The organism is Rubripirellula obstinata (assembly GCF_001642955.1).
Classification (GTDB): Bacteria; Planctomycetota; Planctomycetia; order Pirellulales; family Pirellulaceae; genus Rubripirellula; species Rubripirellula obstinata.
In genome coordinates this window covers 1-1,477 of record NZ_LWSK01000279.1, presented here as the reverse complement: position 1 = coordinate 1,477, position 1,477 = coordinate 1, and the positions used below count along the sequence as shown (strand labels likewise).

The 1,477-nt window shown below is 54.2% G+C and carries 1 protein-coding gene; it reads right to left on the bottom strand.

Going from position 1 to position 1,477, the window contains the following annotated elements; translation table 11 throughout:
* Positions 1–270 precede the first annotated feature (270 nt).
* Positions 271–843, bottom strand: coding sequence for a hypothetical protein (locus tag RC85_RS26510; protein WP_084423025.1), 573 nt, complete (start codon positions 841–843; stop codon positions 271–273).
* Between the last annotated feature and the right edge of the window lie 634 nt (positions 844–1,477).

The window sequence follows — 1,477 nt, the reverse complement described above, 5'->3', positions numbered from 1 at the left end:
GATCCCTGCACAGAGCGGGCTGGTCCCAACGCAATGGATCGACCTCGGAAGAAAGAAGTGAAAACCAAATTCTAGCGCGATCCGCATCCGATACAATCAGTCAGCAAGGCAATAAATCAACAAGCCGTTGGCGAGTTCCGCTACCCGAAAATTGAGGTGACGCGGAATACTAGGTCGGTACGAAAAAAAAGCTCCGACTGAATTTTCATTCAGACGGAGCTCTTTGTTTTTTTAGTTCTTTAGAGCCAGCGAAACCGCTGACCGGTGGAACTAGAATCCGCAACCGCAGCTTGGCTCGCAACCGCAGGTGGGTTCAGCGTAACCGCAAGCTGGTGCAGCGATTTCGCAACCGCATGCAGGCTCAAAGTCACATCCGGTGTCGCAGCCGCAGCCACGCTTGCCGAACAATTTGCTGAACAAACCTTTGATCTTGTGTCCGCACTTAGGTGCGTCACAGCAAGGATCGACGACTTCGCAACCGCACGACGTCTCGCAACCGCAAGAAGGTGCAGCCATTTCGCAACCACAAGCTGGCATAGCGATTTCGCAACCGCATGCAGGCTCGATGATTTCGCAGCCACTATCGCAACAAGCGTTGCTCTTGCAGCTAAACAACTTCTTCAGCAGGCCGAACTTCGGCTTGCCACAAGGGCTGTCGCAGCAAGGTTCGGCGATTTCGCAGCCGCAGCTTGGGGCTTCGCAGCCACATGCTGGTTCAACATCGCAACCGGAGTCGCAAGCGTTGTTACCACAAAGATGTCCGAACAGTCCCGCCGAAGCGGTGGTAGTGCTGGTGGCGATCAAAGCAAAAGCCAACAAAGCAGGAATCAATACACGACGCATCGTGATATCTCCATTAAATTTAGGTTTGGGAAGATTGTTGCCACTAAAGAGTCGCAACACGACGAACGGCCATTGGGGTGGGCCATCGAGGAATCGTGTTCGTCGAACGAGTGGTTCAGAAGCGATCGTTCGCCAACGGGGAGGAGGGCGATCAATTCGGCTGAGCTACGTGGCTGGGGAGCGGCTGGGAGGCGGCTTCGCAGGTCGGTCGGCGTGTGGCGGCGTTTCAGTGTCCGCACAATTAAGTGCCCGCACCGGGAGGACTGTGGTGCGTTACAAGTGTCTATCGTCGATCCTTGCTCGCAAATAAACGTGAAGCCTTCAGGAAAGCTAGCAAACCGCGTTTTGGGGTGTTGGTCGGTGTGTTTGCGACGGTTGGATCGGTTATTGTCGCGGTTGGAGCCTGTTTGCCACGCCGTGAAGGGTTTCAAAATCGTTTAACCGCGTGGGCATCGCCCCGCGCGTTGTGCCGGGTGGACGCGCGGGGCGATGCCTGGGCTGACGAAAATGTTTGCGTGGAGGGAAACTGGATGGCTTTGGGGATTTGTGGCTGAACGGCCTCGGTGTTGATTGCAAATTGCAAAATGAACACTGCAAAATGTAAATTGATCAGCAAATAATGCTTCCCAAAAAT

Excerpts from the sequence above, each read along its gene's own strand:
- RC85_RS26510 (WP_084423025.1), bottom strand. The coding sequence starts at position 843 with ATGCGTCGTGTATTGATTCCTGCTTTGTTGGCTTTTGCTTTGATCGCC.